The following is a 25186-nucleotide window of genomic DNA, read 5'->3' on the forward strand; positions in this document are numbered from 1 at the left end:
CGGGAACGCCGCCTTAGCTCAGCCGGTAGAGCACTCGCCTTGTAAGCGAACGGTCGTCGGTTCGAATCCGACAGGCGGCTCCACCATGACGCCCCCGGCTCCACGGAGCCGGGGGCGTCGTCGTGCCGGCGCGCTGCGCGAGGTCGGCAGTCGCTGCCCGGATCGGTGGTCGCGCGCGCCGATCTCGGCAGGCGCTGCCGAAGTCGTCCGCGCTCAGCGGTCGGCGAGCGGGACGGGCAGCAGCTCGGGCGCCTTGGGGAGCCGCCCGTCGCCCGACGACGTCCCGCGCAGCCGCCGCTGCGCCCACGGCACGACGTGCGTGCGCACCCACTGCGCGTTCTGCCGCGCGCGGTCCAGGGCCGGTGCGGGCGGGAGGGGAGCCAGCGGGTCGTCCCACGCGGCGTCGTCGGGCGCCTGGCCGAGCGCGACGAGCGCCGCCTGCGCGACCCGGGCGTGCCCCGCGGGGGTCAGGTGGATGCGGTCCTCCGACCACACGCGCCAGTCGTGCAGCGCGCGCATGCCCCACAGGTCCAGCACGTACGCGCCCTGGCGGCGCGCGATCGACCAGATGTGGGCGTTGTACACGCCGACGCGCGGCCGCGTCAGGCCGACGAGCGGCGACTGCGACGCGTCGAAGCCCGTCGCCATGAGCACGTCGATCCCCGCGCCGCGCAGTCGCGAGACCGCGTGCTCGAGGTTGCGCGCGAGGCGGTCGACGTCGGCGTTCGGCCGCAGGATGTCGTTGCCGCCGCCGATGACGCTCACCAGGTCCGGCCGGAGCTCCAGCGCCGCCGGCACCTGCTCGGTGAGGATCGAGCGCAGCTTGCGCCCCCGGATCGCGAGGTTCGCGTACCGCAGCGGCTCCTCGCCGGCGGCGACGCGCCGGGTCGCGAGGTGCTGGGCGAGGAGGTCGGCCCACCCCCGCTGGTGGTCCTCCTCGCCGGGGTACGGGTCCCACAGGCCCTCGGTGAACGAGTCGCCGATCGCGACGTAGCTCGACCAGCGGGGAGCGGGGTCGTCGGGTCGGCGTGCGTCGGCGGTGTCGCCGGCCAGGGGAGTGGTCGTCGGGTTCTGCGTCGTCACCCGCCCCATTGTGCTCCTGCGGGGCGGCGCGCCGTCGACGCGGCGTTCCTGGCGGGTCGAGCAGGTGATCGTGGCGCGTCACACGACGCGGACGAGCCAGGACCGCCTGCTCGGCGGAGGCGGGGGGAGGGGGGAGGGCGGGCGGAGGTCAGGTGGTGGGGAGGGTCCAGTCGACGGGGTCGGCGCCCTGGGCGACGAGGAGCTCGTTGACGCGGGAGAACGGGCGCGACCCGAAGAACCCGCGACGCGCGGAGAGCGGGCTCGGGTGGGCGCTCGCGACGACGGGGGTGTCGCCGAGCATCGGGCGCAGGGTCGCGGCGTCGCGGCCCCAGAGGATCGCGACCAGCGGGGCGTCGCGCGCGACGAGCGCGCGGATCGCCGCCTCGGTGACGGCCTCCCAGCCCTGGCCGCGGTGCGACCCGGGCTCGCCCGGCCGGACCGTGAGCACCCGGTTGAGGAGCATGACGCCCTGGTCGCTCCACGCGGACAGGTCGCCGTTCGCGGGGGTCGGGGCGCCGACGTCGTCCGCGAGCTCGGCGAAGATGTTCTGGAGCGAGCGGGGCACGGGGCGCACGTGCGGCTGCACGGAGAACGACAGCCCCATCGGGTGCCCGGGCGTGGGGTACGGGTCCTGCCCGACGACGAGCACCCGCACCTCGGCCAGGGGGCGCGAGAACGCGTTGAGGATGGCCGACGGCGCGGGGAGGTACTCCCGTCCGGCCGCCACCTCGGCGCGCAGGAAGTCGCCGAGCGCGTGCAGCTGCGGCTCGACGGGGGCGAGGGCCTCGGCCCAGTCGGGCGCCATGATGCTCGCGAGGGCCGGTCGGGGGTCGGCCGTCGAGGCGGTCGCGACCGGGTCGACGGCGACGGGCTGGGCGGGTGCGCTCTCCACGGCCCCGAGCCTAACCGGCGTCCTCGGCACGTCCGCAGCGTGCGGCGAGGACGAATGACACGGGTGTGGTTCGTGCGTAGGCTGAGAGGCGGCCGCGCGCACGGGAGTGCGCAGGTCCGGTGACGAGAGAGTGCAGGGAGGGAACGATGAGCGAGGCGGCGTACGTGCTCGACGGACCCGACGCGGTCGGCGACCCGACCACCTCGGAGGCGCCGGCGTCGGGCCTGAGCGAGCGGGACCAGGAGATCCTGGCGTTCGAGCGGCAGTGGTGGAAGTACTCGGGCGCCAAGGAGCAGGCGGTGCGCGAGCTGTTCGACATGTCCGCGACGCGCTACTACCAGGTGCTCAACGCGCTCATCGACTCCCCGGCCGCGCTCGCGCACGACCCCATGCTCGTCAAGCGCCTGCGGCGGATGCGGTCCACCCGGCAGCGGGCGCGCACGGCGCGCCGGCTCGAGGGTCTCTGACCCGGGACGACGGGCCGCGCGTGAAGTCCGGGCGAACAGGGCGTTTAGCCGAGAGCCCCGACCGGGCTACCCTGTCGCCGTGACGAAGAGCCGCTACCCCTACGCGCCCGACGAGTTCGACGCGCCCGCGCCGCAGGGTGCGCCCGTGGGGGTGCACCGCACGCCGCGCAGCGGGTGGAGCAAGACGTGGCCGTTCCTGCTGGTCGCCGTCGTCTTCGCCGGCCTCGCGTACGGGGGCGTCGCGCTGCTGTCCGACAACGGGGCCACGGACGACCCGCCGCAGGCGCAGTCCACGGAGCCGCCGCCCGCGGAGACCGAGGAGCCGCCCGCGGCGGAGGAGCCTCCGGCGACCGAGGAGCCCCCGGCCACGGAGGAGCCGCCCGCGACCGAGGAGACCCCCGAGACCCCGGACCTCGCGACGCTCATGGCGGCGGCCGACCCGAGTGCCTACGTCCGCGTGCTGAACGACAGCGGCATCGGAGGCGAGGCGGCCAAGGGCAAGGATGCCCTCGACGCGCAGGGCTTCAGCAACACCGTCGCCACGGACTACACGAACGGGCCGGCGCCGGTCGACGCCACCACGGTCTGGTACGTGCCCGACCGGAGCGACACCGCCGCCGCCGTCGCCGCGACGCTGGGGATCCCCGCGGAGAACGTCGTCCAGGTCGACAGCCTGCGCGAGGGCGACGTCGCGGTGATCATCAAGTCCGAGCTGGCACCGGTCGGCTGACCGGTCCACCCCGACCGGGGTGCTCGACCCGAGCGCACTACCCGCGTGACCTGCTCGTTCGGCCCTGGAACCCGAGCTGTCGCCACGTGCCGTTCGACCTTCCGTGCACGCCGCCCGCGGGCTAGGCTCGGGCTACCACGGGGCGGCGGTCGCCTCGCGGGCGACGATGCACGAGGAGACGTACATGGCTCAGGGGACCGTGAAGTGGTTCAACGCCGAGAAGGGCTACGGGTTCATCACGCCCGCAGCGGGTGGACAGGACCTCTTCGTGCACTTCAGCGCGATCCAGACGGACGGCTACCGCACGCTCGACGAGGGCCAGGAGGTCGAGTTCGAGCTCGGCCAGGGCAGCAAGGGCCCGCAGGCCGAGCAGGTGCGGCCGCTCTGAGCCCGGCTCCGAGGGTCGCGTGACGGAGGACCTCGACGCCGTCGTCGTCGGTTCGGGCCCCAACGGCCTGGCCGCCGCCGTGACCCTCGCACGCGCCGGTCTCTCCGTGCGCGTGCTGGAGGCGCAGCCGACGTCGGGCGGCGGGGCCCGCACGCTCGACCTCGGGCTGGCCGACGGCGTCGTGCACGACGTCTGCTCGGCGGTGCACCCGATGGCGTGGGCCTCGCCGTTCTTCGAGGCGTTCGACCTCGGCGCGCGCGGTGTCGAGCTGCTCGCGCCCGAGGTCTCGTACGCCCACCCCCTCGACGGGGGTCGTGCAGGCGTGGCCTATCACGACGTCGAGCGCACGGTCGAGCGGCTCGGGGTCGACGGCGCCGCCTGGCGCGCCCTGCTCGGCCCGCTCGCCGAGGGGTGGCGCGACGTCGTCGCGGTCGCCCTCGGCGACAAGCGGTCGGTGCCGGGGCGTGTGCTGACGCCGGGCGGCGCTGGTGTGACGGCCCGCTTCGGCGCGGCGGTGCTCGAGCAGGGGAGCCCCGCGTGGACGCGGCGCTTCCGCACCGACGAGGCCGGCGCGCTCCTCACGGGCGTCGCGGCGCACGCGATCTCCCGCCTCCCGTCCCTCGCCGCGGCCGGGACGGCGGTGCTGCTGGCGTCGCTCGGCCACGCGCCGGGCGGCTGGCCGCTGCCGCGCGGCGGCTCCGGCGCGATCGTCGCCGCGCTCGAGGACGACCTGCGCGCGCACGGGGGCGACGTCGTCACGGGCCACCGGGTCGGCTCGCTCGAGGACCTGCCGCGGGCCCGCGCCTACGTGTTCGACACGGCGCCGCGCGTCGTCGCCGACGTGTTCGCGGACCGGCTCCCGCCGCGCGCCGAGGGCGCGCTGCGCCGGTTCCGGCACGGCGACGCGGCCGCGAAGGTCGACCTCGTGCTCTCCGGGCCCGTCCCCTGGGCCGACCCCGAGGTGGGGCGCGCGGGGACCGTGCACCTCGGCGGGACGCGCGCCGAGATGGCGCGCAGCGAGGCCGACGTCGCGGCGGGCCGCCACGCGGCCCGGCCCGTGGTGCTCGTGAGCGACCCGACCGTCGCCGACCCCGGGCGCGGGGCGGGCGGGCTGCGTCCGCTGTGGACCTACGCGCACGTGCCCGCAGGGTCGACGCGCGACGTGACGGAGGACGTCGTCGCGCAGGTCGAACGGTTCGCACCGGGGTTCCGGGACGTCGTCGTGGCGTCGCGCTGCGTCCCCGCGGCCGAGATGGCGGCGCACGACGAGAGCTACGTGGGCGGCGACATCGCGGGCGGCGCCGTGAGCATGTGGCAGATGGTCGCGCGGCCCACGCCCCGGTTCGACCCCTACGCCGTCGGGCTGGAGGGCGTCTACCTCTGCTCGGCGTCCACGCCGCCCGGTCCGGGGGTGCACGGCCTCGGCGGCTGGTACGCCGCGCGACGGGTGCTGCGACGCGAGTTCGACGTGCGGGAGGCGCCGCAGCTGGGACCGGTCACGGCGACCGGCGTCGGCACGCGGTAGGGCGCGCGCCTCGTCGCACCGTGCGGGTGCCTCGGCGGTCGTCAGCCCGCGGTGCCGTGGGTGTCGAGCTCGACGAGCGCGAGCACGACGAGCGCGGAGCTCCACGACAGCGGCGCGACCGCGGCGGGCGAGCCGTCGGCCAGGACCTTCTCCGGGATCGCGCCGGACGCGGTGCGGTGGTCGTCGACCCACCGGAGCCACTCCTCGGCGTCGGCGCGGTCCTCGGGGTCGGACGACGAGGCCGCGGCCAGCGCGTACAGCGTCGTCTGCGGCGTCCACGAGATGCCGTCCGCGCGCCAGCCGGCGCCCGGCGCGAGCCCGCCCGCCGGGCGCAGCATCTCCGTCACGGACGCGCGCCAGGCCTCGTCCGCCCCGGCGAGCGGCTCCGGCTGGAACGGGGGCAGCACGAACGCGGTCGAGGCGTCGCGCGCGCCCCCGGTGACGTGGCGCGGGTAGCCCTGGGACCCGAACGAGCGCTCGACCGCCATGCGCAGGCGGGCGGCGGCCAGCGTCGCCTCGTGCGCGCGCCGCGCGTCGCCCGCGGCCGCGTACACGTCCGCCGCGGCCTCCAGACCGGCGAGCAGCGGACCGGCGGTGCCGAGCGTGAGGGACGTGGGCTCGACCTCCCAGTAGTCGCTCGACGGCGGCGGCAGCGGGTCCTCGCCGTCGACGAGCTCGAGCGCGTGGCTCGTCGCGGCGTCGACGAGCGGCCGCAGCTCGGCGGCCACCTCGGGGCGGTCCGCGGCGGGCGTCTCCTCCAGGACGACGTCCGCGGCCCACAGGACCCAGCCGACGCCGTCGGACTGGAGGCCGCGGTCGTCGGGAACCCCCGAGCCGTCGGGGAGGTAGCGCGCGTGGAACGAGCCGTCGTCCTCCTGGACCCGCGCGAGGAAGCCGAGGACGTCGCGCGCGTCGTCGACGTGGCCGGTGCGGGCGAACGCCGCCGCGGTGAACGAGGCGTCGCGCGGCCAGACGTAGCGCCACTTGGGTGACGGCGCGGCGAGGGCGGCGCCGTCGTCGAGCGTGAGGGCCCGCAGGTCGAGGAGGGCCGCCTCGCCGAGCGCGGCGAACGGCCCGCCCGCGCCCGGCACGACGCCGGACGCGAGCCACGCCCGCGACGCGGTGGCGGTCTCCTGGGCGAGGGCGGGGTCGAGGAGCGCCGTCGCGTCGAGCGGGGCCCCGGCGACCTGGGCGAGCCGGTCCGCCTCGCCGTCCGCGGGGTCGACGCCCGCGGCGAGCGCGACGGGGTCGAGCGACGCCGGGTCGAGCACGCGGCTGCCCTCGAGATAGGTCGCGCCCACGCCGGGTGCGAGACGCAGCACCGCGGCGCCTCCGTCGGGCCCGGTCGTCACCGCGACGCCGTCCTGGTAGAGGTCGATGTGCTCGCCCGAGGGCGCGGCGACCGCGGTCGCGGCGGTCAGGCCGAGGGCAGGGACCAGCACGAAGCCGGCCAGGGCTGCGAGGGGGCGCCACGACGGTGTTGCGCGGATCACACCGCGCATCCTAGGGCGCGTCGCGGGGTGCGCGGTTTCGCCCCTCGCGATACGCGGCGGCGCGGCGTACCGCTGTCTTGCACTCGCACCGTGCGAGTGCCAATAATGGCGTTAGCACTCTCGTCACGAGAGTGACAGAAGTGACCAGCGCAGGCAGCCGCTCACGCGGGTGCGGCGCAACCCACCAGGTCGACAGGTGAGGCCCGCCCTGGCGGCGTGACATGAACGCCGCCGTCGCGGGTCGTCCGTCGCGGGCGCCGGCCGACCGCCATACGCCACCAGCGGAGGATCATTCCCCATGGCCAAGATCATCGCCTTCGACGAGGAGGCTCGTCGGAGCATGGAGCGAGGGCTCAACGTCCTCGCCGACACCGTCAAGGTCACCCTCGGCCCCAAGGGCCGCAACGTCGTGCTCGACAAGAAGTGGGGCGCGCCGACCATCACGAACGACGGCGTCTCCATCGCCAAGGAGATCGAGCTCGAGGACCCGTACGAGAAGATCGGTGCGGAGCTCGTCAAGGAGGTCGCCAAGAAGACCGACGACGTCGCGGGTGACGGCACGACCACCGCGACCGTGCTCGCCCAGGCGCTCGTGCGCGAGGGCCTGCGCGTCGTCGCGGCCGGCGCCAACCCGATCGCCGTCAAGCGCGGCATCGAGAAGGCCGTCGACGCGGTGACCGAGCAGCTGCTCAACGCCGCGAAGGACATCGAGACCAAGGAGGAGATCGCCGCCACGGCCGCCATCTCCGCCGGCGACCCCGCGATCGGCGAGCTCATCGCCGAGGCCCTCGACAAGGTGGGCAAGGAGGGCGTCATCACGGTCGAGGAGTCGAACACGTTCGGCCTCGAGCTCGAGCTCACCGAGGGCATGCGCTTCGACAAGGGCTTCCTCGCGCGCTACTTCGAGACGGACCCCGAGCGCCAGGAGGCCGTGCTCGAGGACCCGTACGTCCTCATCGTCGAGTCCAAGATCTCGAACGTGAAGGACCTGCTCCCGGTCCTCGACCAGGTCATGAAGGCCGGCCGCTCGCTCCTCATCATCGCCGAGGACGTCGAGGGCGAGGCGCTCGCGACCCTGGTGCTCAACAAGATCCGTGGCACGTTCAAGTCCGTCGCCGTCAAGGCCCCGGGCTTCGGCGACCGCCGCAAGGCCATGCTCCAGGACATCGCGATCCTCACCGGCGGCCAGGTCATCACCGAGACGGTGGGCCTCAAGCTCGAGAACGCGACGCTGGACCTGCTCGGCCAGGCGCGCAAGGTCGTCGTCACGAAGGACGAGACCACGATCGTCGAGGGCGCGGGCGACGCCGACCTGATCCAGGGTCGCGTCAACCAGATCCGTGGCGAGATCGAGAAGTCGGACTCCGACTACGACCGCGAGAAGCTCCAGGAGCGCCTCGCCAAGCTCGCCGGCGGCGTGGCCGTCATCAAGGCGGGTGCCGCGACGGAGGTCGAGCTCAAGGAGCGCAAGCACCGCATCGAGGACGCCGTCCGCAACGCGAAGGCTGCCGTCGAGGAGGGCATCGTCGCCGGTGGTGGCGTCGCGCTCATCCAGGCCGGTGCCGTGGCGTTCGAGAAGCTCGAGCTCGAGGGTGACGAGGCGACCGGTGCGCAGATCGTGCGCGCCGCGATCGACGCCCCGCTCAAGCAGATCGCGATCAACGCGGGCCTCGAGGGTGGCGTCGTGGCGGAGAAGGTGCGCAACCTCCCGTCCGGCCAGGGCCTCAACGCCGCGACCGGTGTGTACGAGGACCTCCTCGCTGCCGGCGTGAACGACCCGGTCAAGGTCACGCGCTCCGCGCTGCAGAACGCCGCCTCCATCGCGGCGCTGTTCCTCACGACCGAGGCCGTCGTGGCCGACAAGCCGGAGAAGGCCGCCCCCGCGGGCGACCCGACCGGTGGCATGGGCGGCATGGACTTCTGACCTGCCCCGGCTCCCGTCACCGGGAGCCGTCGGACACCGAAGGCCGTCGGCCGGGTTCGCCCGGTCGGCGGCCTTCGTCGTGCCTGCCAGGAGGTCCCGGCCGGGCGGGGTCTACCGTGCCGTGAACAGGCGCGCGGCCTGCGACTCGGCGTCGGCGTAGGTCTGCGCGGCGGCGCCGAGCGCGGCGGTGATGTCGTCGAGCGCGACCTCGACCTGGGTCTGCGTCGTCTGCCACTGCGCCATGACACCCGTGAACGACGACGCCGCCCCACCGCGCCACGACGCCTGCAGGTCCGTGAGGTGCCGCATCATGGCGCCGACCTCCGCACGGATCGCCGTGACCGACCCGTTCACCGCGGCGCTCGCCTGCGCGACGCGCGCGCTGTCCACCTCGTACCGGCTCATCCGAACCTCCGTCGTCCCTCGGCCCGGGGGCCGTTCCTCGCCCTGGTGGGTACCGGGGCGTGGCGACGACGGTAGGCCGACCTCCCGGGTGCCGGAGGGAGCGGAGGCCAGGCCTGTGGACGGCGGCTCAGGCGCCGGAGGCTGGGGACGCCGTCGACGCCTCCGCGAGCTTGGCCTGCTCCTTGCGCAGGCGCTGGAGCTCCGCGTCGAGGTTCTGTCGCGCGGCCTCCTCCCAGGCCGCGCCGAGCGGGCTCGAGAAGAGCGTGCGCCGGTCCAGCAGCTTCGTGAGGATCGCGATGCGGGCGCGCACGTAGTCGGGCTTGGGGATGTGCGCGTACTCGTCGCGCACGTCCTTGAGGTACTCCTTGTAGCGCTGCGGCTCGGCCGCGAGCATCGCGAGGTCGGCGTCGCACAGGACCGCGCAGTCGAAGTCGGAGGCGTCCGGGGCGTGGCGCACGAGCGCGTTGACGAGGTGCGCGACGCGCCGCACCGCGGGCTCGGGGACGCCGAGCCGCGTGAGCTCGGCGTCGGCGAGCGCGGCGCTCGCGGTCTCGTCCTCGCCGCCCTTGTTGGCGTAGGTCGCGCCGCCCTTCGCGTCGAAGATCGCGCCGTGGTACCAGGCCGCGAGCCGGACGAGGTCGGGGTCGTGCGTCTCCTGCGAGAGCTCGTCGACCCGGCCCAGGACGTCGGCCAGGTGGCGCAGGTTGTGGAAGTGGCGTCCCGGCTGGTCCCAGCGGTCGAGCAGCCCCTGCCCGACGGCGCGGATCTCGTCGTCCGGGGCGGTCGCCCCGGCGCCCCGGGCGCTGCGGACGAACGAGGAGAGGAACCACTGCGGTGCGTCGGCGCTGTTGACGCCCATGAACTTCAGCCTTCTTCGACGGAGACGAGCAGGACGGAGGTCGTCGTCGCCGGGCGTGCTGCCCGGCGCGGAGGCCCCCGCGTCGCCGCGCGGCCTCGTCTTCAGCCTAGGTCTCGCGGGACGACCCGCCATCGTAGCCGCAGTCGGCGGCGCGTCGGGACGCCCGGGGAGCGTTTGGCGCGACGTCGCGGGCGGGGGCCGGCGAACCCGCAGGTCGGGCGGGGTGCGGGCCGTCAGGACCCGAGGGGGAGGTCCACGCGGACGGTGAGCCCGCCGCCCGGCGTCTCACGGACCGACACGCGCCCGCGGTGCGCACCGACGATCGCGGCGACGATCGCCAGCCCGAGCCCGGACCCGCCGGACGAGCGGTTGCGCGACGTGTCCGCGCGGTAGAACCGCTCGAACAGGCGCCCCCGCTGCGTCGTCGGGACGCCGGGGCCGTGGTCGCGGACCTCGAGCACCGCGACGTCGCCGCGCGCGACGTCCCCCCGCGCGAGGTCGCCGCGCGGAGCGTCGCCGCCCCGGGTGTCGCCCGACGGCGCGTCGTCCGACGGGGGAGCGGGTGCCGCCCCGAGCGCGATCTCCACCGGCGTGCCCGACGGCGTGTGGCGCGCGACGTTGCCGACGAGGTTCGCGAGCACCTGCCGCAGCCGGTCCTCGTCGCCCACGACGCGCAACGACGCCGGAGCGTCCGCGCCCGGCGCGAGCCCGACGACCCGCACGTCGCGGGCCGGGTCGAGCGCGTGCAGGTCCTGCGCGGAGTCCCGTGCGAGCGAGACGAGGTCGACCGGCTCGTGGCGCAGCGGCCGACCCTCGTCGAGCCGCGCCAGGGCGAGCAGGTCGTTGACGAGCGTGCCCATGCGGGTCGCCGAGTCCTCGATGCGGCCCATCGTGTCGTCGACCTTGTCCGGGGTGTCGAGCGCGCCCATCCGGTACAGCTCCCCGTACCCGCGGATCGTCGCGAGCGGCGTGCGCAGCTCGTGGCTCGCGTCCGACACGAAGCGCCGCATCCGTTCCTCCGACGCCTCCTGGACGGCGAACGCCTCCTCGATCTGGGTGAGCATCGCGTTGAGCGACGCCGCGAGCGAGCCGACCTCCGTCGTCGTCGGTGCCGGGCGCACGCGTCGCGACAGGTCGCCCGCGGCGATGTCGGCCGCGGTCTCCTCGATCTCGCGCAGCGGGCGCAGCGCACGGTGGACCGCGAGGTAGGCGACCGCGCCGCCGACGAGCGCGATGCCCAGCGCGGACAGCGCCAGCGCCCGGCCGAGCACCTTGACCGTCTCGTGGATGCCCGTCAGCGGGAGGGCGACGAACGCGGTCCCCTCGCGCGCGCTGGACACGTTCGACCCGTAGAAGAAGGGGACGACGCGCCACTTCGCGGGCTCGGCGCCACCCTCGGAGCTCACGGTGAACGGCTCGCCGAGGCTTGCCTCGACCTCGGGGTCGGACATCGCGGGGATCTCGGGCACTCCGTACAGCGACACGGTCTGCGGCCAGCGCAGCGGGACCTCTTCGCCGTTGGTGGGCCGCACGAGGACGAAGTAGTCGCTCGGCAGCTGAGAGCTCGCCCCCACGCGCTCGTTGAGGGTGATGTTCGCGACCGCGGCTGCGGAGCGTTCCAGCTGCGCGTCCACCTGGCGCACGAGGTAGTTCGACACGACGGTCGTCGTGACCGCCGACGCCAGCCCGAGCCCTGCCGCCAGCAGGAGCACGGTGATCGCGACGAGCCGAGCCCGCAGCGGCACGCGCGCGAACCAGCCCCACCCCTCGGTGGGGACGGGCCGGCCGAAGGGGCGCTCCGCCGTCGGGCCGCCGGGGGCGGGTGCGCCGGACTCGCCCGACGCCGCACGGCCGGGCTGCGACGTCGCCCCGGGGGGCGGGGGAGGGGGCGGGACGGGCGGGGACCCGGCCGTCGTGCGGTCGGGGCCGGCCGTCATGACGCCGCGGGCGGCTGGCGCAGCAGGTAGCCGACGCCGCGCTTGGTGTGGATGAGCGGCGGCAGTGCCACGGGCTCGCCGTCCGGGCCGGGCACGGTGAGGTTGTCGATCTTGCGGCGCAGGTAGGAGATGTAGGACTCGACGATGTTCGCGTCGCCGCCCCAGTCGTACTGCCACACGTGGTCGAGGATCTGTGCCTTGGACAGCACGCGCCCGGCGTTGAGCATGAGGTAGCGCAGCAGCTTGAACTCGGTGGGGGACAGGTCGATGTCGACGCCGGCGCGCCGCACCTCGTGCGAGTCCTCGTCCATCTCGAGGTCGGCGAAGCGCAGGACGGCGTCGTCGACCGGCTCGGCGTGCGTGCGGCGCAGCACGGCCCGGATGCGCGCCACGACCTCCTCCAGGCTGAAGGGCTTCGTCACGTAGTCGTCGCCGCCCACGGTGAGCCCCGTGACCTTGTCGCGCGTGTCGTCCTTCGCGGTGAGGAAGACGACGGGCGTGTGCTGGCCCTTCTCGCGCAGGCGGCGGGTCACGGTGAACCCGTCCATGTCGGGGAGCATCACGTCGAGCACGACGAGGTCGGGCTCGACGTCGCGCACGAGCCGCAGGGCGCTCTGCCCGTCCGCGGCGGCGTGCACCTCGAACCCGGCGAAGCGCAGGGACGTGGCCAGCAGCTCGCGGATGTTCGGCTCGTCGTCGACGACGACGAGACGTGCCTCGGGGGTGGTGCTCATGCGTCCAGTGTGCTCCCGCGGTCTGGGAGGCGCCTGGGAACGTGCTCGACCGCACGTGGCACCCGGGCGGCACCGGCCGGGCGCCCGTGGGTGGTCCGGGGCAGGATGGCCGCCGTGCGGATCACGGTGGACCAGAGGCGGCGTCGGCTCGTCGCGCAGCAGCTCGCTCTCGCCACGGACCTGCCGGGCAGGCCGGCGGCCCGGAGCCCGGAGGACGTCGTGGACCGGCTCTTCGCGCTGCACGCGACCGACGCCCCGAGCGTCTACCTGTCGGTGCTCGCGCGCGTCCCCGGCCTCGGGCTCGACGACGTCCGGGACGCCGTCTTCCGGCGGCGCTCGCTCGTCAAGGTGCTCGCCATGCGCCGCACGATGTTCGTCGTGCGCCGCGAGGCGGTGCCCGTCGTGCACGCCGCGGCGGCCCTCGCCGTCGCGCGGCGGCTGCGCACCCGCCTGCTCAAGGAGCTCGCGACCCTGCCCACGGACCCGCCGGTCGAGGACGCCGCGACCTTCCTCGCCGCGGTCGAGGCCCAGGTCCACGCCGCGCTCGCCGAGCACGGCCCGCTCGACGGCGCGCGCCTGTCGCGGGCCGCGCCGCTGCTGCGCACGGCGTTCCTGCCCACGACCACCAAGACGTGGGACGTGCGCCGCACCATGACGTCCCAGCTCCTCGCCCTGTTGTCGGCCGAGGGCGCGGTGGTGCGCGGCGAGCCGCGGGGCACGTGGTCGTCCAACCGGCACGTCTGGTCGCCCGTCGACGACTGGTTCCCCGGCGGCATCCCCGTGCTCGACGAGGCCGCGGCGCGCACCGCGCTGGCGCGGGCCTGGCTCGACGTGTTCGGTCCCGCGACGGTCGAGGACCTCGTGTGGTGGACCGGCTGGAACCGGCGCGACACGGTCGCGGCGCTCGCGGGCCTCGACGTCGTCGAGGTGGAGGTCGAGGTCGGTGCGCGGGACGGCGAGGCGACCCGCCCCGGCGTCATGCTGCGCGGCACGGACCTGCCCGGCCCCGACGAGGTGCCCATCGAGGGCCACGTCGCGCTCCTGCCGTCGCTCGACCCGACGACGATGGGCTGGACCGCGCGCGACTGGTACCTGGGAGCGCACAAGGCGGCCGTCTTCGACACGATCGGCAACGCGGGCGCGACCGTCTGGTGGGAGGGTCGGATCGTCGGGGCCTGGGTCGTGCGCCCGGGCGGCGAGCCCGCGTGGCGTCTCCTCGACGACGTCGGCTCCGACGGCGAGCGGGCCGTCGCGGCCGAGGCCGAGCGGATCGCAGGGCTCCTCGGGGGCGACGGCGTGACGGCGTCGTTCCCGACGCCGCTGTACCGCGAGCTCCACGCCTGAGCGACGGAGCCCGCGGCACGGGCGGTCAGAGGTAGCGCATCGGGTCGAACTCGTCGAGCGGGATGATCCGCACGCGCGGCAGCACGGCCGTGAACGCGCCCGCGTGGTCCTCGAGGTCGAAGATCTCGAGACCGCGGCCCGTGAGCTCGGTGAGGCGCACGTTGACGAACTCGCGGAACGCGAGCACGCCCACGCGCCGGTCGGGGTCGTCGAGGAGCGTCTCGACCTGGGGCAGGAAGTCGCCGTCGTGGCTCGCGAGGAGCACGTCGCCCGGCTGGCCGGCGATCGCGTCCAGCATGCGCTGGATACCGATGTCGACGACCTTCTCGGTGCTCGACCCCGACAGCGGGATCGGGCGGTAGCCCATCGCGAGCAGCGCCTGCACGAACGACATCGGCATCTGGCCCGACGACGCGTTGAGGAAGAACAGGGGCGTGACGTCCTGGCCCCAGGCCTGGCGCGCGAAGTCCACGATGCGGTCCCAGCGCGGCCGCTCCTCCGGGGCGGGCCGGTGCCCGAGGACGTTCATGCCGAGCGTCGCGTCGATGTTCTCGCCGTCGACGACGAGGTAGGTGCGGCGCGGCGTCGTCAGCGCTCGGCCGTCGGAGGTCTGGAGGTCGGACATGCCGGTCAGCCTATCGGCGCGCGACCCGCCGCGCTCCGTCCGGGTGAGCCCGGGGCGCTGTCCACGACGTGGGTGTTTGCGTCGCCCCACCCCCGAGTGGGTACCGTCAGGGTTCGTGACCATGCACGACACCGACGCCACGACCGGGACCGGGACCGTCCGGCTCACGGTCGTCCAGAACTCCCCGGACGTGACGCTCGACGCCTACGCCGACCTCCTCGACGCGGAGCTCCGCGTCGTCCGGGCGCACGACGGCGAGCCCGTCCCCGCCGCGGACCGGCTCGACGAGCTCGGCGACGGTCTCGTCGTCCTCGGCGGCCACATGTCCGCGTACGACGACGCGCGCACCCCCTGGCTGCCAGCGCTGCGCGAGACCCTCGTCGCCGCCGCGACGCAGGGCGTCCCGACGCTCGGGATCTGCCTCGGCGCACAGCTCCTCGCCGTCGCCGGCGGGGGACAGGTGGCGGTCGCCGCACCGCCCGGACGCGAGGTCGGCGCGACGCGCCTGTTCTGGCGTGCCGAGGCGGACACCGACCCGGTGCTGGCGCCGCTCGCGACGGGCGACGACCCGGTGCGCTGCGTGACGAGCATGCACGGCGACGCGATCGTCGAGCTCCCGTCCGGGGCCGTCTGGCTCGCGTCGTCGAACATGTACCCCTACCAGGCGTTCCGCCTCGGGTCCGCGCTCGGCGTCCAGTTCCACCCCGAGGCGTCGCGCGCCGGGTTCGCGGCCTGGTGCGCCGGGTACGACGACGTCGACACCGCGGCGGCGCTCGCCGGGTTCGACGAGCACGCCCCCGCGCTGCTCGACGGCGGGCGCCGGCTCGCGGAGTCGTTCGTCACCGCGGTCCGGGTCAGCCGACGACGCGTCCCCGCCTGACCCGGGCCGAGGTCACCAGTCGGTCGAGGGGGCGTCCTGGGTGGTCGTCCCGGAACCGATCGCGGGCGTGACCTGGGTGGGCGACACCTGCGCGGCGGGCGCGGAGCCCTGCTTGAGCGCGGCGAGGCGGGCCTCGATCTCGACGGCCTCGCCCGACGTCTCGAGCTCGGCGAACTGCGCGTCGATGCTCGACGCCGCGACCTCCGCCTGGCCGAGCGCCTGCGCCTCCTCGCGGCGGACGATCTCCTCGTAGCGGGAGATCTCGCTCGTCGGGTCGAGCACGTTGATCGAGCTGAGCGCGCCCTGCACGGTCTGCTGCGCCTGCGCGCTCTTCTGCCGCGCGACGAGCGAGTCACGCTTGGACTTCAGCTGACCGAGCTTGTCCTTCATCATCGCGAGACCGGACTTGAGCTTCTCGACCGACTCGCGCTGCGACGCGATGAGCGGCTCGGCCTGGCGGACCTCGCTCTCGGCGGCGATCTGCTTGCCGAGCGCGATCTTCGCGAGGTTGTCGAACTTGTCGGCGTTCGCGGCGTCGCCCTGCTGGCGGTACCGGTCGGCCTGCGCCGACGCGGCCGCGGCCTTCTGTCCCCACTCCTGGACGGCGGCGACGTCCTCGTTGTAGTCCTGCTCGGCGAGGCGCAGGTTGCCGATGGTCTGCGCGACGGCCTGCTCCGCCTCGGCGATGTTGTTCGTGTAGTCCCGCACGAGCTGGTCCAGCATCTTCTGCGGGTCCTCGGCGCTGTCCAGGAGCGCGTTGATGTTCGCGCGCGCGAGCTGCGCGATCCGTCCGAAGATGCTCTGCTTCTCCGCCATGGTCGTCCCTCTCTGGTGAGCCGTCTCGTGCTGGTCGTGTGCGTCGTGCCGTCGTGCCGTGGTGCGGCGCGTCAGGTGCCGCCCGCCCTCAGAAGCGTCCGCCGCGGCCGGAGCGCCCGCCCGAGGACCGGCCGCCCGACCGTCCGCCCGACCGTCCGCCGGAGCGTCCGCCGCCGAACCCGCCACCCCCGTAGCCGCCGCCGAAGCTGCCGCCGCCGAACCCGCCGGAGCGTCCGCCGCCGCCCCCGCCGCGGAGGATGGAGTCGAGGAGGATCCCGCCGAGGACCATGCCCCCGACGTTGCTGCCGCCACCCCCGCCGAACCCGCCACCCTGGGACGACTGCCAGCTCGACGCGTCCTGCTGCGCGCGCTGGGCCGCGGACTGCGCCTGCGCGTCGGCCTGCTGCGCGCGCTGGAGCGCGGAGACCGGGTCGGTCGGTTGGAGCGCGCGCGCCTCGCCGAGGAGGCGGATCGCCTCCGCGAGCCGGGTCCGTGCCTCCGGGCCGACGGCGCCGCGCCGGGTCTCGATGAAGTCGTTCGTCGCGCGGACCTGCGAGTCGACGCGCGCGAGGGTCTCGCGCAGCAGCGCGTTCGCACGCGCCGCCTGCTCTGCCCGCTCGCGGAACGGGGCGAGGACGGCGTCGAGCGCCGCCTCCGCGTCCGTGAGGCGACGGAGCGCGGCGAGCGGGTCGCCGCCGTCGCGCGCGGCCCCGGCCGCCGCCACGGCGGCCTGCGCCTCCGCGAGCGCCGGCGCGACCGCGGGGTCCCCGGGGGCGAGCCGCCCGGCGTCCGCGATGTCGGACGTGATCGACGCGACGCCCCGGTCGAGGCGCGGACCGGACTCGGCGAGGTCGGTGCCCGCGCGGTCGACGGCGTCGAGCAGCGTCACCGCCTGCCCGACGGCGTTCTGCGCGGCCCGCGCGAGCGCGACGGCCGTCGCCCGGTCCTTGCCGGCGAGCGCCTCCCGACCGCGCGCCACCGACTCGCGCGCGCCCGTGAGGAGCGCCTGCGCCTGCTCGGGGTTCTGCGCGACGGACGCGAGCGCCGTCGACGGGTACGTGCGCCCGAGCGCCTCGAGCGTCGCGCGCGCGGGCTCCACGCGGCCGAGCACCTCGGTCGCGCGCTGGTCGGTCTCGTCGAGCACCTGCGGCGCGCGGGCCTGCAGGTCGCGCAGCTCGTCGAACGTGCGGGACTGGGCGTCGAGCGAGTCCGCGACCTCGTCGCACAGGGCGACGATGCGCGCCATCAGCTGCCGCGCCTGGGGCTCCGTCTCGGGCTGGTCGTCGTCGAGCCGCTGGCGCAGTGCGAACGCCTCCGCGACCCGCTGCCTGCCCTCGGCGAGCGCGGCGGAGAACTGCTGCGTCGCCTCGATCCCGAACTGCGCCTGCGCGAAGCCGAGCTCCTGCTCGGACGTCTTCACGGCGTCGTCGATCGCCACGAGGGCGGCGCTCGCGCGACGGTCCAGCTCGGCCGTGGGCAGCGCCGCGAGCGGGTCGTCCGCAGGCCCGACGGCGGTCGCGGCCCGGCGACGTCGTCCCGCCGCGCGGGCGACCACCACGACCACGATCACGAGCACGCCGCCGACGAGCAGGACCCAGAACCACGACACGCCGCCCGAGCCCTGGCTCGCCCCGCGCGCCACCTCGGCCGCCGCGATGGCCGCACCCGCCCAGTCGTCGGCGCGCAGCTCGTCCTCCACCGCGGACGTGATCCGGTCCAGCTCGGCGTCCGACAGCGGGACGTTGTTGTCGTACGACAGCCCGTACCGCCGGTCCTGCGTCCCGACTGCCAGCAGCAGGTCGTCGACCCCCAGCCCCGACTGGTTCGCCGTCGCGTTCGCCCAGTCGACGCCGTCCATGCCGTCGAGGTCGTCCACGTACACGACGAAGAGCTGGAGGTCCGTGGCCTGGGCCAGGCGGTCCAGCGCCGCGCGCACCTCGTCCGTGCGGTCCCCGAGGACGCCGGACGGGTCGGTGATCTCGTCCGTCACGTCCATCGGCGGGACGGCGTGCACGAGGCCCGCCGGGGCGACGAGGGCGACGCACGTCAGCAGCCCGACGAGCGTCGAGACGACGAGGGCGAGGAACGCGCGGGCGCCGCGGCCCCCGGCCGCGCGGGGGTGCCAGGGACGATCGGCCGTGCTCACGGCCCGATCCTTTCCCAGCCGCCCAGGACCCGCAATCGGTGCGGCGGGCCCATACCCGTCGCCGCACGACGGGCGATCCCCACCTGCCATCGCACGGGAGGTGGTCCCCACCCGTCACTACACGACGCCGAGGTCCCGGTGCTCGTGGTCGGCCCTGGGCGTCGTTCCGTGCCGGCCGGGTACCTTGCTGCGCTGCGGTCCCCACCCGTCACTGCACGACGCCGAGGTCCTCCGCGTTCTTGGTCGGTCCCCGGCGTCGTTCCGTGCCGGGCGGGTGCCGCGCTCCTGCGTCGCGGGAGCCCCACCCGTCACTGCACGACGCCGAGGTCCCGGTGTTTTCGGTCGGACCCGGGCATCGTTCCGTGCCGGGCGGGTACCTTGCTGCGCTGCGGTCCCCACCCGTCACTGCACGACGCCGAGGTCCTCCGCGTCGACGATGCGATAGGCGTACCCCTGCTCCGCCAGGAACCGCTGGCGGTGGGCCGCGAAGTCCTGGTCCACCGTGTCGCGCGCGACGACGGCGTAGAAGTGGGCGGTGCGGCCGTCGGCCTTGGGGCGCATGACGCGACCGAGGCGCTGGGCCTCCTCCTGGCGCGACCCGAACGACCCGGAGACCTGGATCGCGACCGACGCCTCGGGCAGGTCGATGGAGAAGTTCGCGACCTTCGACACGACGAGCCGCGAGATCTCGCCCGTGCGGAACGCGTCGAACAGGCGCTGGCGCTCGCGGACCGTCGTCGCGCCCGTGATGAGCGGCGCGTCGAGGTGCTGCGACAGCTCCTCGAGCTGGTCGAGGTACTGGCCGATCACGAGCACCTGGTCGTCCGGGTGCTGCGCGACGATCTGCTCCACGACCCGGTTCTTGCCCGTGGCGGTCGCGGCGAGCCGGTACTTGTCCTCGGGCTCGGCGACGGCGTACGTCATGCGGTCGGACTCGGGCAGCGTGAGGCGCACCTCGACGCAGTCCGCGGGCGCGATGTAGCCCTGCGCCTCGATGTCCTTCCACGGGGCGTCGTACCGCTTGGGCCCGATGAGCGAGAACACCTCGTCCTCCCGGCCGTCCTCGCGCACGAGCGTCGCGGTGAGCCCGAGGCGGCGGCGCGCCTGCAGGTCCGCCGTCATGCGGAAGATCGGCGCGGGCAGCAGGTGCACCTCGTCGTACACGACGAGCCCCCAGTCGCGGGCGTCGAGCAGCTCGAGGTGCGTGTACACGCCCTTCCGCTTCGTCGTCAGCACCTGGTACGTCGCGATCGTGACGGGCTTGATCTCCTTGCGCGCGCCGGAGTACTCGCCGATCTCGTCCTCGGTGAGCGTCGTGCGCCGCACGAGCTCGTCGCGCCACTGGCGCGCGCTGACCGTGTTCGTCACGAGGATGAGCGTCGTCGTCCCGGACCTCGCCATCGCACCCGCGCCGACGATCGTCTTGCCCGCGCCGCACGGCAGCACGACGACGCCGCTCCCGCCGTGCCAGAACCCGTCCACCGCCTGCGCCTGGTACGGGCGCATCTCCCAGGGCTTCGGCTCCTCGCCCTCGGTGCGCGGCGGCGTCGTCGGGCTGAGCGCGATGGCGTGCTTCTCGCCGTCGACGTACCCGGCGAGGTCCTCGGCGGGCCAGCCGAGCTTCACCAGCACCTGCTTGAGGTGGCCGCGCTCGGACGGGTGCACGACGACGGTCGTGTCGTCGATCCGGTCGCCCACCAGCCCGGCGGTGCGCTTGGACTTGAGCACCTCGGCGAGGACGGCGCGGTCCGTCGCCTCGAGCACGAGCCCGTGCGTCGGGTGCTGCGCGAGCGTGAGCCGCCCGTACCGGGACATCGTCTCCGCGACGTCGATGAGCAGCGCGTGCGGCACCGGGTAGCGCGAGTACTCGATGAGCGTGTTGACGACCTGCTCGGCGTCGTGCCCGGCCGCGCGCGCGTTCCACAGGCCGAGCGGCGTGAGCCGGTAGGTGTGGACGTGCTCGGGGGCGCGCTCGAGCTCGGCGAACGGCGCGATCGCCCGGCGCGCGTCGTCGGCACGGGGGTGGTCGACCTCGAGCAGGAGCGACTTGTCGCTCTGGACGATGAGAGGTCCGTCGGTCATGCGTTCTCCTTGCCGTGGGTGGCCGAGGGTCGAGCGGTCCGTGGTCGGTCCGGGGGCGGTGTCGATGGCGGGCGCGGGGTGTGGTCCGGGGTCAGTCCGGCGTCACGGAGGCGATGCGGTGGACCGCGACCGTGAGCTCGGCGTCGCGCGCCGGGTCCTGCGCGCGCAACCGACCGGCGTCGAGCGTGAGAGGCCGCACCCGGCGGCGGTCCGGCGCGCCCGTCGACCCGACGACCTCGAGCCACACCATGGCGCCGTCCGCGATCGCCTCGCGCAGGAGCCCCAACGCCGCCACCGGGTCGCTTGTTCCCTCGGGTCCGTCGTCCCCGCGTCCCGCCCTGCCCGACGCCGTCCCCCCGCCCCGGCGCGACCCGTCGCCGTCGGCGCGTGCACCGCCGGCCGCGCGGGTCTGGGCCTCCTCCGCCGAGCGCGTGTCGGCGGCGCGCAGCCGGGCGACGAGGTCGGCGAACCGCTGCGCGTCGCTCCCGGCCGCGTCCCGCGCCTCGTCGACGCGCGCCCCGGAACCCGGCACGACGCCGGTCCGGGCGCGGTTCCCGCGCCGTCCGACGACCGTCCCGGCCCGTCCTCGCCGGGCCGGGCCCGCGGCGTCGGGCAGGTCGCGACGGCCCGCACGGTCCGCGACGAGCACGCGCCCGTCCGGGCCCTCCACGACCGACGGCACTCCGCGCGCCCGCAGCGCGTCCTGCAGCTCCCCGGCCGGTGCGCCGGACGCGAGCACGGTCGGCGCGAGGAGCACCAGGCCGAGGCCGCGCAGCGCGGGGTCCTCCGCGATGCCCGCGAGGAGCACCGGGTCCTCGGCGCGCACGTACGACGACGCCGTCCCGACCCGCACCCTCCCGTGGCGGCGCGCGGTGTCGCGCACCAGGTACTCCAGCGGCTGAGGCACGGGCGTGCGGGAGTGCGACGCGAGCTCGGCGAGCAGCTCGTCCGCCGTCGCGCCCCGGTCGAGCGCGCGCAGCACCGACTCCGGCGTGAACCGGACCGTGGTCGCGGCACCGCGCGACTCGACGTCGGCCGCGACCTCCACGAGCCGCTCGAGCGTGCGCGACGGCCGGCCCGGCACGATGCCCGTGAGGTCTCCCTGGAGCAGGAGGTCGTCCACCTCGGGCGGGAGCACGGCCTCGAACGCGGCGCCCAGGTCCACGGGCTCCGCCGACGCCGCGGGGTCGTCGCCCGCGACGAGCGCCCGACCCGGGGGCGCGAGCGCGCCCGCGCCCGTCACCCCGAGCAGCGCGGCCTCGCGCAGCAGCCCCGCGACGGCCTGCTCCGGCGGCACCGCGCGCGGCGTGCGCCAGCGCAGGACCGCGACGACGTCGGACGCGTCGAGCGGCCGGTCGGGCGCGAGGGCGAGCACGTCGAGGACCGAGCGGCGCAGCCGCGGGACCCAGGGCCGCCACAGCTCGGGGTCGAGCGCGGCGCGCAGGGCGCCCTTCTCGTCGCGGCTCCCGACGAGCCACGGCGTGCGGCGCGACCGCCACCACCCGCGCGCCAGCGTCGCCCATCGGTCGCCCAGGTCGTCGTCGAGCCAGTCCTCGGCCGTCGGGGTCGGGGCGAACGTGGGCGGGTCGTCGCCGTCGTCGGCCACGAGGCCCGCCGCCGCGGCGACCTCGACGACCGCGGCCGCCGTCGCGTCGTCGACCTCGAGCGCGAGGGCCGCACGGCGCAGGTCGCGCACCCCGAGGCCCCCCGCGCGCAGGACGCCCGGCGGGTGCTCGGTCCAGTGCGTGACGAGACGCGCGACGAGGCGCACCGCCTCCAGACCGGCGCTCGCGGACTCCGCCTCGACCGTCGCCGCGGGGAGCTCGCGCACCTCGGGCACGGGCGGCGTCGTGCGCACGTCGCGGTGGGTGCGGCCGCCGCGCAGCGCGAGCCCCACCTCGCGCGGCAGGACGACGTGCCGCTCGTCGGTCGCGCGGAGGTAGCCGCGCTCGACCAGCCAGGCCGTCGCCCGGCGTGCGGACGGGTCGGAGCGCGGGGCGACGCCGACGGGCGGCCCCCACGCGAGCGCGTCGAGGATGGCGCGCGCGCCCGGCGGTGCGTCGTCGGGCAGGTCGACGGACGGCGCCGGGGCGCCGCCCGTGTCGCCGGAGACCGGGCCCAGGCCCGCGGGGTGCGGTCCGAGCACCTCGGCCGTCCCGGGCGCCGGGCGGAACCCGGCCGAGCGCGTACCGGGCGACCAGACGAGCGCGAGCTCGTCGAGGCGCGCGAGCGCTGCAGTGACCGACGCGCGGTCCACGCCCGTCGCGCGGGCCACCGCGGCCGCCGTCGCGGGCGTGCCCACCGAGTCGAGCACGAGCACCGACTCGAGCACGTGCAGCGTCAGCTCGTCGAGGCCGGCGAGCGCGCGCTCGAGGCTCGTGCGGTTCATCGCGCGCGCGGCGAGCGAGAGCAGCGTCGAGGGGGAGGGGGTGGCGAGGTCGGGACGCCCCGCGAGCAGGGCGACCAGCGCGTCGTCGTCGCGCTGGCGCAGCGACTCGCTGTACGTCGGAGCCCGCTCGGGCCGGGAGGTGGCCATCCGTACGATGCTACGCGGGTTGTGCTGACGGTTCGGTACCTCCTGTCGTTCTTCGGCACCTCGAGGTGCCGAAGAGTGCTGCGAGTGCCGAACCGCCGCCGGGGTGCCGACCGGTCAGCGCAGCGGGGGAAGGTGACGGTCAGGGCGCAGCGACGCCACGACGTCCGGCGGCACCCAGCGCAGGACCCGTTCGCGGACGGCGTCGGGTGCGTCCCGCGCGGTGAACCGCAGCACGCGACGTCCGGTCGCCTCGATCGCCTCGTGCCGTCGCTTCTCCGCGACGAGGACGCGGCCCGGGTCCTCACGGGGAGCGAGGCCGTCGCCCGTCGTGCGGTACTTCACCAGCCCGTCGAACTCCAGCAGCAGCCGCCACGGCTCCCACCCGAGGTCCGCGCGGACCCGACCGACCGAGGTACGGACCGGGACCTGCGTCGACGGGCGGGGCAGGCCGAGCCGGAGGACGAGGTACCGCAACCACGTCTCCCAGGCCGACTCGGCGCCGGCGTCCGCGAGCCGGAGGACGTGCCGGGCGCGAGGTGCCCCGGCAGCCCGGGGCTGTCGCGCGAGGCAGGCCGCGACGTCCTCGCGGGAGAGACCCCGCGCGAGCGCCGCGTCCGCGACGACCAGCCCCTCGAGCGGGCTCAGGGTGCGCAGGCAGTCGGCGACGGTGCGGGCAGGTGTCGTCACCGGCAGGCCGCCGACGACGCACCGGTCGACGGCGTCGACGAGTCCGAGGTGCCTCGCGACCGTGGGGTCCGCGCGCCCGGACCGCCGGTAGGGCTGCACCACGTGCACGTCGCGGGGCGCCGTCCACAGACGCAGGCCGTGGACGAGGGCGGCGGTGGTGTGGCTGAGGACGTGATCCGCGCGGAGGGTGCGATGGAGCGCGGTCGCCCGGACCAGCACGAGGTCGCGCTCGTCGGCGGGCCCGATCCTCCTGGTGGTGCCGGTCTCGCGGTAGACGCCCCGGCGCACCCGCTCCCAGGACCCGGAGGACGCGGCCTGTCGCACGAGCTGGGGCGGGTGCTCCGCCGCGAGCAGCAACGCGGGTCGTCGAGGTCCGCCGGGGGCGAGAGGGTCGTCGTCGTGCATCGGGCGAGCGTGCCCGGTCCGGGAGCGCGAGCGGGTCGTCCGGACCGGTCCTGTGGACGGTCTCCGGTCGACGGCGCCTGTGCGCGACGGTCAGACGCTTCGGCAGGGCGGACGCGGGTCGGCACCGCATGCGGGACGTCGGCAGCCTCAGGTGCCGAACAGCGCATGGCGTGTCGAATCGCGCGTCTTGTCACCCGCCACCGGTCAGCCGCGGGCGGTCCGGCGGCAGGCCTCGTCCCAGGGCGTGGGCTCGATGCCGAAGCGGGCGCGGGCCGCGGTGTCGTCGAGGACGTAGGGCCTCTCCCACTGGTAGGCGAGGTCGCGCAGCTCGCGCAGCAGCGGCGAGAACAGCCCGGCGACCGCGAGCCCGGGGCCGCGCAGCGAGCGCACCGGGACCGGCGGGCGCCCGACGCTCGCGAGGACGTCGGCCAGCGCCTCGCGCTGGGTGCGCGGCGGGTTGCTCGGGGTGTGCCACGTGCGACCGAGCGCGCTCGGGTCGGCGGCCGCCGCGACGAGCGTGCGCGCCGCGTCCTGCACGTCGGTGAACGAGTGCGGCAGGTCGGTGCGGCCGATCATCGTGACGGCCCGGCCGCGCAGCGCGGCGGGGACCACGCGCGACACGTGGCCGTTGGTGCCGACCCCGGGCCCGACGAAGTCGGAGCTGCGCACCTCGACGACGCGCGCACGGCCGGCGCGGTGCGCGGCGAGGGCGTCGGCCCACAACCGGGCGCGCAGGACGCCCTTGTGGTCGGTCGCGGCGTCGGGCAGGTCCTCGGTCATGGGTCCGTCGACCGGGCCGTAGGGGTAGAGGTTGCCGGTGATCGCGTAGACGGCGCCGGTCCGCTCGGCCGTGGTGAGCAGCGCGGCGGCGAGCGGCGGCCAGACCCGCTCCCACTGCGTGTAGTCGCCGGGGTTGGCGCAGTTGTAGAGCACGGCGGCGCCGTCCGCGGCGCGGCTCAGCGCGTCGGCGTCGGACGCGTCGAGGGCGAGGTGCGTGACGCCGGCGATCCCGGTGTCGCGTCCGCTGCGGGTCACGACGGTGACGTGGGACCCGCGGGCCGCGAGCTCGGCGGCGACGTGGCGGCCGACCGGGCCGGCGCCGATGACGACGTGCCGGCCGGGGGAGGACGAGGCGCTGGACATGAGGGCTCCTTTCCGAGAGCAGTGCTCTCGTGTCGACAGCAGCCTGGCACGGCGGCCACGACAAAGCAAGAGCACCGCTCTCGTT

Annotated in this window: 21 protein-coding genes and 1 tRNA gene; 8 read left to right on the forward strand and 14 right to left on the reverse strand. The window is 75.5% G+C overall.

Features of this window, described 5'->3' with window-relative positions:
* The first annotated feature begins 7 nt into the window (after window positions 1-7).
* Window positions 8-83 (forward strand) — tRNA-Thr (locus tag ABIE39_RS16255).
* Window positions 84-213: 130 nt separating this feature from the next.
* Here the strand turns inward: ABIE39_RS16255 and ABIE39_RS16260 are convergent.
* Window positions 214-1092: an SGNH/GDSL hydrolase family protein gene (locus ABIE39_RS16260; RefSeq protein WP_209829865.1), complete on the reverse strand. Its 879-nt coding sequence runs from the start codon at window positions 1090-1092 to the stop codon at window positions 214-216.
* Between the two features lie 139 nt (window positions 1093-1231).
* A complete protein-coding gene (locus tag ABIE39_RS16265; RefSeq protein ID WP_354052643.1) occupies window positions 1232-1891 on the reverse strand; it encodes a uracil-DNA glycosylase in 660 nt (219 codons plus the stop codon).
* Between the two features lie 230 nt (window positions 1892-2121).
* On the opposite strand from ABIE39_RS16265, the gene ABIE39_RS16270 reads away from it, so the two are divergent.
* The 4 genes from ABIE39_RS16270 to ABIE39_RS16285 all read left to right on the forward strand — a co-directional run bounded on the left by ABIE39_RS16270 (window position 2122) and on the right by ABIE39_RS16285 (window position 5085).
* Window positions 2122-2442 (forward strand): DUF3263 domain-containing protein, encoded by a 321-nt coding sequence (locus ABIE39_RS16270; protein WP_021482752.1) that lies wholly within the window; start codon window positions 2122-2124, stop codon window positions 2440-2442.
* A gap of 79 nt (window positions 2443-2521) precedes the next feature.
* On the forward strand, window positions 2522-3172 hold the full coding sequence (locus tag ABIE39_RS16275; protein ID WP_043654168.1) for a LytR C-terminal domain-containing protein: 651 nt from the start codon (window positions 2522-2524) through the stop codon (window positions 3170-3172).
* A gap of 184 nt (window positions 3173-3356) precedes the next feature.
* Window positions 3357-3560 (forward strand): cold-shock protein, encoded by a 204-nt coding sequence (locus ABIE39_RS16280; protein WP_021482750.1) that lies wholly within the window; start codon window positions 3357-3359, stop codon window positions 3558-3560.
* A 19-nt stretch (window positions 3561-3579) separates the two neighbouring features.
* Window positions 3580-5085: a phytoene desaturase family protein gene (locus ABIE39_RS16285; protein WP_354052592.1), complete on the forward strand. Its 1506-nt coding sequence runs from the start codon at window positions 3580-3582 to the stop codon at window positions 5083-5085.
* A 41-nt stretch (window positions 5086-5126) separates the two neighbouring features.
* Here ABIE39_RS16285 and ABIE39_RS16290 read toward each other — a convergent pair whose 3' ends face one another.
* Window positions 5127-6587 (reverse strand): glycoside hydrolase family 15 protein, encoded by a 1461-nt coding sequence (locus tag ABIE39_RS16290; protein ID WP_502914884.1) that lies wholly within the window; start codon window positions 6585-6587, stop codon window positions 5127-5129.
* Between the two features lie 289 nt (window positions 6588-6876).
* Here ABIE39_RS16290 and groL point away from each other — a divergent pair, with 289 nt between their 5' ends.
* Entirely contained in the window at window positions 6877-8502 is a 1626-nt protein-coding gene (gene groL, locus ABIE39_RS16295) for a chaperonin GroEL (RefSeq protein ID WP_043654162.1), read from the forward strand.
* 111 nt (window positions 8503-8613) lie between these two features.
* Here groL and ABIE39_RS16300 read toward each other — a convergent pair whose 3' ends face one another.
* The 4 genes from ABIE39_RS16300 to ABIE39_RS16315 all read right to left on the reverse strand — a co-directional run bounded on the left by ABIE39_RS16300 (window position 8614) and on the right by ABIE39_RS16315 (window position 12437).
* Entirely contained in the window at window positions 8614-8907 is a 294-nt protein-coding gene (locus tag ABIE39_RS16300) for a WXG100 family type VII secretion target (protein ID WP_108049475.1), read from the reverse strand.
* Window positions 8908-9034: 127 nt separating this feature from the next.
* Window positions 9035-9766 carry a hypothetical protein gene (locus ABIE39_RS16305; protein WP_175008993.1) on the reverse strand — a complete coding sequence of 244 codons (732 nt, stop codon included), beginning with the start codon at window positions 9764-9766 and terminating at the stop codon, window positions 9035-9037.
* 233 nt (window positions 9767-9999) lie between these two features.
* Window positions 10000-11703 carry an ATP-binding protein gene (locus ABIE39_RS16310; RefSeq protein WP_175008992.1) on the reverse strand — a complete coding sequence of 568 codons (1704 nt, stop codon included), beginning with the start codon at window positions 11701-11703 and terminating at the stop codon, window positions 10000-10002.
* Entirely contained in the window at window positions 11700-12437 is a 738-nt protein-coding gene (locus ABIE39_RS16315; protein ID WP_043654159.1) for a response regulator transcription factor, read from the reverse strand. Before ABIE39_RS16315 ends, ABIE39_RS16310 begins: the two co-directional genes overlap by 4 nt.
* 114 nt (window positions 12438-12551) lie before the next feature.
* On the opposite strand from ABIE39_RS16315, the gene ABIE39_RS16320 reads away from it, so the two are divergent.
* Window positions 12552-13781: a DNA glycosylase AlkZ-like family protein gene (locus tag ABIE39_RS16320; protein ID WP_175008991.1), complete on the forward strand. Its 1230-nt coding sequence runs from the start codon at window positions 12552-12554 to the stop codon at window positions 13779-13781.
* A gap of 25 nt (window positions 13782-13806) precedes the next feature.
* Here ABIE39_RS16320 and ABIE39_RS16325 read toward each other — a convergent pair whose 3' ends face one another.
* Window positions 13807-14406, reverse strand: coding sequence for an NYN domain-containing protein (locus ABIE39_RS16325; protein ID WP_175008990.1), 600 nt, complete (start codon window positions 14404-14406; stop codon window positions 13807-13809).
* A 121-nt stretch (window positions 14407-14527) separates the two neighbouring features.
* Between ABIE39_RS16325 and ABIE39_RS16330 the strand changes: the two genes are divergently transcribed.
* Entirely contained in the window at window positions 14528-15286 is a 759-nt protein-coding gene (locus tag ABIE39_RS16330; protein WP_175009049.1) for a glutamine amidotransferase-related protein, read from the forward strand.
* Between the two features lie 12 nt (window positions 15287-15298).
* Here ABIE39_RS16330 and ABIE39_RS16335 read toward each other — a convergent pair whose 3' ends face one another.
* The 6 genes from ABIE39_RS16335 to ABIE39_RS16360 form a co-directional block, all read right to left on the reverse strand.
* Window positions 15299-16102, reverse strand: coding sequence for a PspA/IM30 family protein (locus ABIE39_RS16335; protein WP_061268042.1), 804 nt, complete (start codon window positions 16100-16102; stop codon window positions 15299-15301).
* A gap of 88 nt (window positions 16103-16190) precedes the next feature.
* Window positions 16191-18248 carry a TPM domain-containing protein gene (locus tag ABIE39_RS16340; protein WP_354052595.1) on the reverse strand — a complete coding sequence of 686 codons (2058 nt, stop codon included), beginning with the start codon at window positions 18246-18248 and terminating at the stop codon, window positions 16191-16193.
* A gap of 402 nt (window positions 18249-18650) precedes the next feature.
* A complete protein-coding gene (locus ABIE39_RS16345; RefSeq protein WP_074808193.1) occupies window positions 18651-20330 on the reverse strand; it encodes a DNA repair helicase XPB in 1680 nt (559 codons plus the stop codon).
* A 91-nt stretch (window positions 20331-20421) separates the two neighbouring features.
* Window positions 20422-22866: a helicase-associated domain-containing protein gene (locus tag ABIE39_RS16350; protein WP_354052597.1), complete on the reverse strand. Its 2445-nt coding sequence runs from the start codon at window positions 22864-22866 to the stop codon at window positions 20422-20424.
* Window positions 22867-22980: 114 nt separating this feature from the next.
* Entirely contained in the window at window positions 22981-23958 is a 978-nt protein-coding gene (locus ABIE39_RS16355; RefSeq protein ID WP_354052599.1) for a hypothetical protein, read from the reverse strand.
* Window positions 23959-24162: 204 nt separating this feature from the next.
* Window positions 24163-25101 (reverse strand): NAD-dependent epimerase/dehydratase family protein, encoded by a 939-nt coding sequence (locus ABIE39_RS16360; protein WP_354052601.1) that lies wholly within the window; start codon window positions 25099-25101, stop codon window positions 24163-24165.
* Between the last annotated feature and the right edge of the window lie 85 nt (window positions 25102-25186).

Source organism: Cellulosimicrobium sp. 4261 (genome assembly GCF_040546915.1).
Taxonomy (GTDB): Bacteria; Actinomycetota; Actinomycetes; order Actinomycetales; family Cellulomonadaceae; genus Cellulosimicrobium; species Cellulosimicrobium cinnabarinum.